Here is a 10,622-nt window from a genome sequence, read left to right as displayed (position 1 = left end):
TACCTAGTGAAAATTATTATAAAGGTATACTTTATTGGCAAAAAAATAGAAATGATTGGGATATAAAAAAAGATTGGATAGTGACAAATACTGGAGTTGTTTCTGCTATTTGTTATTCAATTAAAGCTTTTACAGAAGAAGGAGACGGAGTAGTTATACAAAATCCAGTATATCCTCCTTTTAAAAGAGCAATAGAGGTTAATAATAGAAAAATTGTAAATAATAAATTAAAGTTTGATGGGAAAAAATATACTATTGATTTTAAAGATTTAGAAGAAAAATTAAAAGATCCTAAAAATAAAATGATGATATTATGTAATCCTCATAATCCTGTTGGAAGAGTTTGGAAAAAAGAAGAGTTAGAAAAAATTGTAGAATTATGTTTGAAATACAGTATAACTATAATATCTGATGAAATCCATAGTGATTTAGCATTATTTAATAATGCTTTTACTTCTTTAGGAACTGTAAATGAGAAGATCTTAGATCAATTAGTAGTATGTACTTCGATAAGTAAAACTTTTAATTGTGCAGCTTTAAAAATAGCAAATACTATAATACCAAATAATGTTATGAAAATTAAATTTTTAAATGAGATGGAAAGAAATTGGGATAAACCGACTGCTAATATGTATGGTGCTGTTGCAATTGAAAGTACATATACAAAAGATGGAGAAATTTGGCTTGAGGAATTAAAAAAATATTTAGAAAAGAATTATATTTATATGAAAAATTTTATAGAAGAAAATTTTAAAAATTTAAAATGTATTGAATTAGAAGGGACTTATTTAGGATGGTTAGATTTAAGAGAGATGAATTTAGAATATAAAGAGATAAAAAGAAAGATTGAAAGAGAAGCAAAAATAGTAATTGATGGTGGAGAGATTTTTGGTGAAGAGGGAGAAGGATTTGTAAGAATTAATTTTGCATGTCATGAGAATGTTTTAAAAGAGGCATTAAATAGATTGAAATCTACATTTCCAAATGAATAATAATTAAGAGGAAAATTAAAAAAATTAAAGTATCTATAATTAAAATATAGATAAGTGGTGATATTTTAATGAGAATAGAAAAAGAAAAAACAATTATGAAAATTTCTTTATATGCTGGAATAATTTTTGTTATAAGTGAGATATTTATGTCAATTTATAGTAAATCTCAAGCTGTATTAATGGATGCTGTATTTGATAGTATTGAACTTTTTATAATAGCTCTTTCAATTGCATTAATTCCTTTATTTTATAAACCAGTAAGTGAAAAGAGACCTTTTGGTTATGCTCAATATGAATCGTTTTTTATAATTTTAAAAGGACTTATGTATACTTCTGTAGCTTTGGGTTTAATTATAACAAATATTCAATTACTAATAGAGGGTGGAAAGAAAATTGATTATTCTCAGGTTGTGTGGTTTGAATTAGTATGTACGGTAACAAGTCTAGGAATATATTTATATATGAATTATAAAAATAAAAATATTAATTCAAGAATAGTAGATAGTGAAATATATGGATGGAAAATAGATATGTTATATAGTTTAGGAATGACTTTAGCCTTTTCTTTTGAGTTATTTTTAAAGAATGTACTTTCTGAAAATATAGGGAAGTATATGGATCCTATAGTTGCTCTATTAATTGCTTTATTCTTATTACCAGAACCAATAAAAATGGTAATTAGAGAGCTTAAATGTGTATTTTTAATTTCAGCAGAAGAAAGCATATTAAAGGAAATTAAAGAGATAAGCAGTGAAATATTTAAAAAATATCCCTATGAAGTTACTTTTTATGATGTTGTAAGGACAGGAAGAAAAGTGTGGATCTCTCTTTATTTTTTATCTAAAAACAGAAATATAGATGTAAATGAAATTTCGTTAATACATTTGGAGTTAAAAAATAGTTTGAAAGATAAAATTCCTGATTTTTATTTGGAATTTATTCCTGATATTTAAAAAGGGGGCCCAGAGGCCTCCTTTTTAAGCTTTGCTAGTTAATTTAGATTTTTTATAGTTAATTTTAGATTCTTTTTTCATTTTAGGCACTTTTCTTTTTTCAGTTTTAAAAAAATTTAAACCATACTCTTTTAAAATAAATTCCATATTGTCAGTTTCATCTAAATAAATTCTTTTACTTTTCATAAGCGTCCCCTTTATATAAGATTTGTATATGATATATTTACTGTAAAATTAAATGATTCCTTCAAATAAATTTAAAAATTATTTAAAGTTAGTTGTCTTTTGGATTTATTTATTAAACTTGAAAAAGAAACACCAAGCAACCTAATATCTCGGCTAATATCAACGGCTAAAGAAAGTTCATCTAACATACTCTTTAAGATATCAATATTATCTGTAGGAATAGCTCTAGTTTTAGCTCTAGTTATTGTATCACGATTACTATAGCGTATTTTTAAAGAGATTGTTTTAGTAAGAAATTTATTTTTTAGTAATCTTTTATGAGCCCAAATAAATAAATCATCAATTTCTCTATTGATTTCAACTTCAGAATCAAGAGGTATTCTAAATGTAATTTCATTTCCTATTGAGTGAGTAGCTCTTTTAAAATCGACCTCTCTAAAATCAATTCCTCGGCTAAAAGTATAAAGTAACTCTCCTCTTGAAGTTCCAAATTTAGCAGTGAGTTCTTTTAAAGAAAATGGGAAGATATCATCAACTTTTTTTATGTTATTTTTAGTTAGTATTTTTTCGAATTTAACTCCAACGCCAGGAAGTTTCCGAATATTTTTATGTCTAATAAATTCAATGAACTCCTCTTGATTATTAAAAATATATTGTCCACCAGGTTTATTAATATCACTTGCAATTTTAGCAGTAAGTTTATTTATACCAATTCCAACAGAACAAGTAAGTCCAGTTTTTTCAAAAATACGCTTTCTAAAAAGGGAAGCAAAGGATTTTTTAGAAGAATACTTAGAAATAATATTTGTAATATCAATATATCCTTCGTCAAGAGCTATAAATTCAACTTTATCTGTTATTTTTAATGCTAGATTTTGAATAATTTTAGATTCTTCAGAGTATTTAGTTTTATTTACTGGAACAACAATAACTCGTGGACACAATCTTTTAGCTTCAATTGTAGACATAGCAGAATGAATTCCAAATTTTCTAGCTTCATAATTAGCAGTTGTAACAACGCCACCAGCAACAACAATGGGTTTTCCGATATATTTTTTGTTGTCTCTCATTTCAACAGATGCATAAAAAGAATCCATATCATAGTGAAGAATAGTTCTTTCCATATTCCCTCCTTATTCTAAATATTTTACCATAAAAAATACAAAAAATATATTATACTAAAAAAATATAAATTCATTGAAAAAACTTGGAAAATATGACATAATAACTATATATAGTATAAATTAAAAATTACGAACACAAGATATTGTGTCTAGGAGGTAATTGTGATAAAAATTTTTGGAAAAGAAAATTGTAGTAAGTGTGAATCATTAAAAAAAATATTAGAAGATAAAAAAATAGAGTTTCAATATTCAAAAAATTTAAAAGAACTGATGATTGTAGCGAGTAAAGCTAGAATTATGAGTGCACCAGTTGTTGAATATAATGGAAAATTTTTAACAATGGAAAATTTTTTAGAGGTTATATAAATGAGAAAAGTTATAAATAGAGCAGGAATAATGGAGAATTTAGATATAAAAAAAATTAGAGAAAAATTAATAAGAGCTTGCAAAAATTTAGAGGTAAATATGGTTGCTCTTGAAAGTCATATAGAATCTATTTATGAAGATAAAATTACAACTAAAAGAATCCAAGAGTCATTAATAAATCAAGCTGTATCAATGACAAGTTTTGAAGAAAGTGATTGGACATATGTAGCTGGAAGGTTATCAATGATGGAATTGGAAAGAGAAGTTTGGCATAATAGATCGTTTTCTTATGGTAATCTAGAAAAAACTATTAATTTTTTAGTTGAAAAAAATATTTATGACAAAAGGTTATTAGAATATTCTAAAGCTGAAATAGAAGCTTTGGAAAAAGAGATAGATACTTCTAGAGATATGATTTATGATTATGCTGGTGCTAATATGTTTATTAATAGATACTTATTAAAATTAGAGGGAAAAACAATAGAGTTGCCTCAAGAGGTATTTATGTGTATATCTATGCTTTTATCTATTAATGAAAAAGATAAAGTTCAAATTGCATCTAAATTCTATCATGCACTATCATTAAAAAAAATATCATTAGCAACACCAATACTTGCTAATTTAAGAGTTCCTAAAGGCAATTTGTCATCATGTTTTATATCTGCAATGGATGATAATATTGAGTCTATATTTTATAATATAGATACTATTGCAAAGATTAGTAAAAATGGTGGAGGAGTGGGATTAAATATCTCTAGAATAAGAGGAAAGAACTCTACAGTAAATGGTTACTTAAATGCCAGTGGTGGAGTGGTTCCTTGGATAAAAATAGTAAATGATACTGCAGTTGCAGTGAATCAACAAGGACGTAGGTCTGGTGCTGTTACAGTGGCTCTTGATTCCTGGCATTTAGACATAGAATATTTTTTAGAACTGCAAACAGAAAATGGAGATCAAAGAGGGAAAGCTTATGATATTTATCCACAAATTGTAGTTTCAGATTTATTTATGAGAAGAGTAAAAAATAATGAGGTATGGACACTTTTTGATTCTTATGAAGTAAGAAATAAATATAATATAGAACTATGTGAACTTTATGGAGAAGAGTTTGAAGAGTTTTATGAGAAGTTAGAAAATGATAGTACTTTAAAATTAGTTAAAAAAATAGATGCAAAAAATCTATTTAAAAATATAATGAAAGTTCAAATTGAAACAGGTATGCCTTATATTTTCTTTAAAGATAGTGCGAATAAGGGGAATCATAATAGTCATATTGGAATGATAGGAAATGGAAATCTATGTATGGAAAGTTTTTCTAATTTTTCTCCAACAAGAAATTATAAAGAGGAATCTTTTGAGAATAAAGGAGTTAGAACTGTTGATTTAGGAGAGGTTCATACGTGTAATTTAGTCTCTTTAAATTTAGCAGAGTTAGAGAAAGATCAATTGGAAAGTATAGTGTCACTTGCCGTTAGAATTTTAGATAATACAATTGATTTAACAGAAACACCTATAAAAGAGTCTGATAAACATAATAAACATTATAGAACAATTGGAGTAGGTGCCATGGGTCTTGCTGATTATTTAGCGAGGGAGTTTATGATATATGAAGAATCAGAAAAAGAGATAGATGAACTTTTTGAAATGATATCTATGTATACAATAAAATCTTCATCTCTTTTAGCTAAAGAAAGAGGGAAATATTTAAAATTTGAAAATTCAAAATGGGATAAGGGGTTATTTTTTAATAAAAACTTAGAGTGGTATAAAGAAAATTCTATATATAGTAAAGAATGGGAAGAGATATTTGAACTTGTTTCTCTTTATGGATTGAGAAATGGAGAATTAACAGCAGTGGCTCCAAATACATCAAGTTCTTTATTAATGGGAGCAACAGCTTCTGTAAATCCAATATTTTCAAGATTTTATATTGAAAAAAATCAAAAGGGAGCTGTTCCAAGAGTTGCAAAATATTTAAAAGATAGAGCTTGGTTCTATCCAGAATTTAAGAATGTTGATTCTAAAAAATATGTAAAAATTATGAGCAAAATTGGGAAATGGGTAACACAAGGTGTTTCGATGGAGTTGATTTTTGATTTAAATAAAGATATAAAAGCAAAGGATATTTATGAAACGTATTTAACAGCTTGGGAAGAAGGGTGTAAATCAGTTTATTATGTGAGAACAATTCAAAAAAATACTAATATTATGAAGGATAAAGAGGAGTGTGAAAGTTGTAGTGGATAGAAAGAAACTTTTTAACCCAGATGGAATTGATACATTAAGTGATAGAAAAATTATAAAGGGAAATAGTACAAATATTTTTAATTTAAATAATGTTAGATATCAATGGGCAAATACTTTATATAGGAATATGATGGGTAATTTTTGGATTCCAGAGAAAATAGATTTAACTCAAGATAAAAATGATTATAATAATTTAACTGTTTTTGAAAAAGAAGCATATGATGGGATTTTATCTTTTTTAATATTTTTAGATAGTATTCAAACAAATAATATTCCCAATGTTTCAAACTATATAACAGCTCCAGAAGTAAATTTAATTTTGTCTATACAAACATTTCAAGAAGCCGTACATTCTCAATCATATCAATATATAATAGAATCTATTTTATCTAAGGAAATAAGAAACTCTATTTATGATAAGTGGAGAGAGGATAAAATTTTATTTGAAAGAAATGAATATATAGCAAATATTTATCAAAATTTTTTAGATGAACCAAAAGATGAAAATTTTGCAGAGATTATAATAGCAGATTATTTGTTAGAAGCGATATATTTCTATAATGGATTTAATTTTTTCTATCTTCTTGCAAGTAGAAATAGAATGATGGGAACATCGGATATTATAAAATTAATAAATAGAGATGAACTATCTCACGTTGTTATTTTTCAACAATTAATAAAAGAGATAAAAAATGAAAATCCTAATTTTTTTAATGAAGAAAAAATATATGAAATGTTTTCACAGGCAGTGGAGCAAGAGATACTTTGGACAAACCATATAATTGGAAATCAGATACTTGGAATAACTATGGAAACAACAGAAATATATACTAAATGGCTTGCTAATGAAAGATTAAAAGCTATAGGATTAAAAGAGCTTTATCCAGAGTTTAATAAAAATCCATATAAACATTTGGAGAAGTTTGCTGATACGGAAGGAGAAGGAAATGTTAAAGCAAACTTTTTTGAAGGAAGTGTAACAAGCTATAATATGAGTTCATCTGTTGATGGATGGGATGAGTTTTAAAAAAATAGAGTCTAAAAAGTGGGCTCTATTTTTTGTTTTTTATGGTATAATTTATAAAAAAATATTTGGAGGTTACAATGCTTAAAATTTTTAACGATAGAGTTTATGGTTTAAATGAGTCACTAATAGCTAGTGGATACCCAATGATCGCCGAAACAATAGATGAGTGGGATGAGGATATATTATTAACAGAAAAAGACTATAAGAGAGCTGGAAAGCTTGGAAATGTGCCAACAGGAACAGGTCATGATAATTTTTTAAAAGGAATAGTTGTTCAATTTGATATAACATATCCAAATTACTGGACACCACAATTTCAAAGATATCACTTTGCTGATATAGTATCTTCTACTTCAAAAATGCATAGATTAACAAAGATGGATTTAAAAAAATCTTGTAATGAATATGTTGATGAAGTTGTTATTGAAAACTTAAATAAATGGATAGAACTTTTTAATTCTTTTGAAAAAGAGGAGAAAGAAAAAGAATATTTAGGAAAAATATATACTAAGTATGAAGTATATATGAGAATTATATCAAATTGTCCAATGGGACTTGAGCAAACGATGAGAGTAACTACGTCATATTTACAATTAAAAACTATATATATGCAAAGAAGACATCATAAGCTGAAAGAAGATTGGGGAAATTTCTGTGATTGGTGTTTAACTCTTCCTCACTTTGAAGAGTTTTGTTTAAAAAAATAAAAGAGAAAAGGCTAATCAAAATTTAATTTTGATTAGCCTTTTTTTATTTACTAAAAGAATCGCTAAATCCTTTAAATAAAATAGCAATAGAGTAAGCTCCAATATCAATTGTACCTATAGTTTTTTCTTGATAATTTTTAGCTGTTCCAAATTTAGCCATATAATTTTTAGTTTTGATAGCTCCTTTTTCAGCTTCTTTATAGGCGATTAAAAACATTTGAGTTATTGACTCGCCACTATAACCTTTAATATACTCAACAGCGGGAATATAAGCATCAAGGAATGTCTTATCACCTAATCCAGCAGGAGTAAGTTCAAATACTTCTGATAAAGATTTAGAAAACATCTCTTTTAAATTTTCTTTAGTTAAAGTAGTTTCATTTGTTAAAGGAGTTCCAAGACCAATAAAAAGATTACCCCATAATGGACCACTAGTACCATAAACACATGCAATAACTTCCTCTCCTAAAGAAGTGAAGAATCTTTTAATAGATATATTTTCTTCCCAGTTTTCAACTTTAGTTTCTAAAATTTTTCCGATTTTACAAGTGACTAATCCATAATTTCTTTTTTCAAATAGAGCATCTATTTTAGTTATTTCATCACTATGTAGTATTAGTTCTTTTGAAGCTGATAAAAGCATTTTTTTTAAATTATTTCTAGTAAGTTCTTTCATAAAAATTCCTCCAAAAAAATTATTTATTTAAGTCCAGTAATCTCTAATATTTTATTGAAAATCAAAAATGTATCATTTATATTAATAGAATTTAAAGAGCTATCTTTTAAAATATCTTCAACATCAGTTACATAAAAAAGTAAATTTTTAGGATTAGAAACAGGATTTACTCCAGTTTTCTTTCTAATAATCTCTATTTTAGGGAAAGGCTCATGTTTAAAATCTTCTAATAAAATAAAATCATACTCTTTAAATTGATTTAAATAATCAAAAAAATTGTTATTAGTTTTTTCTTTTAAAAGAATGTAGTTATTTTTAGAAAATATAAGAGCACCATGAGCACCAGCAACATTGTATTTATTTATATTTTCGTCTAAACAATTAAAATTAAACTCTGAGTTATATTTAACTACACCAACCTTATAATTAGCTTCTTTAGAATACATAAGAAGCTCTCTGATTAAAGTTGTTTTTCCAACTCCTTTAGTTCCAGAGATACAGATAAAAGGTTTGTTACCTGCAAATGTAAGTAAAGATTTAAAATCTTTTAATGTATTAATATTTTGAAGAATTCTATTTATATCAAATGTAGTATAATTTAAATCAATATATTTAACATTAAGTTCCCTAAAAATTTCAGCTATTCTATAATTTTTATCTAAAATAAAACGTTCAATAGTATTTAATGAACTTTTATTATAGATTCCTAATAAAGGATACATTTTTCCTTTTGAATCTCTCACAATAATAGCATCAAAATCATTGGAGTGAAAATTAAGTATATAATCTATAAATTCTTTTGTGATATTAGGCATATCACAAGTTGTAACAAAGATAGAATCAGATTGACAGTGCATTAGACCTTGATATATTCCTTCAACAGGACCAATATCTGAGATTTTATCAGTTATAATCACCCCGCGAGGAATTATAAAATTTTGATCTTTATTAATAGAAACTATAATATTTTCAAAATCAAAAAGCTCATCAGTTATTTTTTCTAAAAAATTTCTATTAGAGTCATATTTTAATAGAGCTTTATCTGTAAAATTCATTCTAGAACTTTTTCCACCAGCTAGAATGAGAGCATCAATATTTGTAATTTTATCCATGTTAAAACCTCCTAAATTTATAGATTACGAAGCAACACTTAAATTTTTAACAAGAATTGATGGAGAACCAACAGCAGAAAGATTAAATTCTAAATCATTACCAACATACTGGATATTTTTAAGTAAATCAAAGAAGTTTCCAGCAAGAGTAATCTGATTTAATGGTTTATCTATTTGTCCATTTTTAATTAAGAAACCTTCAGTAGCAAGAGAAAAATCTCCAGAGATAGAGTTTAATCCAGAGTGAAGTCCTGAAAAACCAGTGACTAAAATACCATTTTCTACTTTTCCTAATAATTCTTGAAAACTTAAATGTCCTTTTTCTAAATAAAAATTAAAAGGAGAGATTCCCATAGTGCCTTTATACCCTCCTTTAGAAGCATTACCAGTAGTTTCAATATTATCCTTTTTAGAAGTTTTTAAATTATGTAAAAATGTTTTTAAAGTACCTTTATCTATAAGTTTTTTTTCAATAGTTGGGACTCCTTCAGCATCAAATGGGGCACTGCCATATCCATCTTTTAAATGAGGATTATCAACAATAGTTACATTTTCATTGGCAACTATCTCATTTAAATGTCCTTTAAATTTAGATACTCCTTTTTGCACAGCCTCAGCAGAAAATATTCCACTCATAGCTCCTAATAGATCAGCAAAGGTATCATTTTTTATAATTATTTGGTAATTTTGACTATCCACATTGATAGAATTAAGTTTAGAAAGAGCTTTATTTACTGCTTTTTTTGATAACTCAATTGGATTCATTGTATTAAAATCTCTTGTGACAATATATGCTGAATCATTTTTTAAAGATTCACCATCTTGAACAACTACAGAGATATATGCATATATTGAATTGCCTTTATGATTTAGATAAAGGCCTTTTGAGTTTTTAATAATAACCTCACTTGCTCCACTTCCAATAGCACAATAATTAACGCTTTTAACTCTTTTATCCATAGAAAGAGCGGTTTTTTCAGCAGTTATTAAAAAATCTATTTTTTCTTGAACACTAACATTATTTAAATTTTCATTAAAAGAATCAATATGCTCATATTTTTTAATTTCCCCATAGATATCAATAATATCGTCATTTTCAATTATTTTAGCATTGGTAATTGCCGTTTCAATAAGGGGAATAATATCATTTTCTTCAAGAGATTCAGTATATGAATATCCCATTTTATTGTTAAATTTAACTCTAAAAGATATTCCCATATTTTGTGAGTCTG

At 26.3% G+C, this 10,622-nt stretch carries 11 protein-coding genes; 6 read left to right on the top strand and 5 right to left on the bottom strand.

The genetic code is table 11. The annotated features are described in order from the left end of the window. Both Q0V09_RS04060 and Q0V09_RS04055 read left to right on the top strand, forming a co-directional pair. A partial coding sequence (locus Q0V09_RS04060) for a MalY/PatB family protein (protein WP_297487274.1) occupies positions 1-992 on the top strand: 992 nt, incomplete at its 5' end. Between the two features lie 68 nt (positions 993-1,060). Then, complete coding sequence (locus Q0V09_RS04055) at positions 1,061-1,945, top strand: cation transporter (RefSeq protein ID WP_297404886.1); 885 nt, start codon at positions 1,061-1,063, stop codon at positions 1,943-1,945. Between the two features lie 24 nt (positions 1,946-1,969). On the opposite strand, the gene Q0V09_RS04050 is transcribed toward Q0V09_RS04055, so the two are convergent. Together Q0V09_RS04050 and dinB are read right to left on the bottom strand one after the other, a co-directional pair. After that, on the bottom strand, positions 1,970-2,131 hold the full coding sequence (locus tag Q0V09_RS04050) for a hypothetical protein (protein WP_297404884.1): 162 nt from the start codon (positions 2,129-2,131) through the stop codon (positions 1,970-1,972). Positions 2,132-2,202: 71 nt separating this feature from the next. Further along, entirely contained in the window at positions 2,203-3,255 is a 1,053-nt protein-coding gene (gene dinB, locus Q0V09_RS04045; RefSeq protein WP_297487273.1) for a DNA polymerase IV, read from the bottom strand. Positions 3,256-3,417: 162 nt separating this feature from the next. On the opposite strand from dinB, the gene Q0V09_RS04040 reads away from it, so the two are divergent. The 4 genes from Q0V09_RS04040 (at position 3,418) to Q0V09_RS04025 (ending at position 7,602) form a co-directional block, all read left to right on the top strand. Then, entirely contained in the window at positions 3,418-3,621 is a 204-nt protein-coding gene (locus Q0V09_RS04040) for a glutaredoxin domain-containing protein (RefSeq protein ID WP_297487270.1), read from the top strand. Further along, positions 3,622-5,868, top strand: a complete 2,247-nt coding sequence (locus tag Q0V09_RS04035) for a ribonucleoside-diphosphate reductase subunit alpha (protein WP_297487268.1) — start codon at positions 3,622-3,624, stop codon at positions 5,866-5,868. After that, positions 5,861-6,895: a ribonucleotide-diphosphate reductase subunit beta gene (locus Q0V09_RS04030; RefSeq protein WP_297405125.1), complete on the top strand. Its 1,035-nt coding sequence runs from the start codon at positions 5,861-5,863 to the stop codon at positions 6,893-6,895. Before Q0V09_RS04035 ends, Q0V09_RS04030 begins: the two co-directional genes overlap by 8 nt. 77 nt (positions 6,896-6,972) lie before the next feature. Then, the gene (locus Q0V09_RS04025; protein ID WP_297405110.1) at positions 6,973-7,602 is read left to right on the top strand and encodes a hypothetical protein; all 630 of its coding nucleotides are present in this window, start codon (positions 6,973-6,975) and stop codon (positions 7,600-7,602) included. 43 nt (positions 7,603-7,645) lie between these two features. Here the strand turns inward: Q0V09_RS04025 and Q0V09_RS04020 are convergent, their stop codons facing one another. From Q0V09_RS04020 to Q0V09_RS04010, 3 genes are all read right to left on the bottom strand, one after another. Then, positions 7,646-8,278, bottom strand: coding sequence for a dihydroxyacetone kinase subunit L (locus Q0V09_RS04020; RefSeq protein WP_297405109.1), 633 nt, complete (start codon positions 8,276-8,278; stop codon positions 7,646-7,648). A 23-nt stretch (positions 8,279-8,301) separates the two neighbouring features. Next, positions 8,302-9,390, bottom strand: coding sequence for a molybdopterin-guanine dinucleotide biosynthesis protein B (gene mobB, locus Q0V09_RS04015; protein WP_297487266.1), 1,089 nt, complete (start codon positions 9,388-9,390; stop codon positions 8,302-8,304). A 24-nt stretch (positions 9,391-9,414) separates the two neighbouring features. After that, positions 9,415-10,622, bottom strand: a 1,208-nt coding sequence (locus tag Q0V09_RS04010) for a TldD/PmbA family protein (protein ID WP_297487264.1), incomplete at its 5' end; no start/stop codon positions are given.

The sequence above is a fragment of the uncultured Cetobacterium sp. genome (genome assembly GCF_947039425.1).
Classification (GTDB): domain Bacteria; phylum Fusobacteriota; class Fusobacteriia; order Fusobacteriales; family Fusobacteriaceae; genus Cetobacterium_A.
Note: the sequence above shows the minus strand (reverse complement) of the source record. Positions and strands in the feature narration are given on the sequence as shown.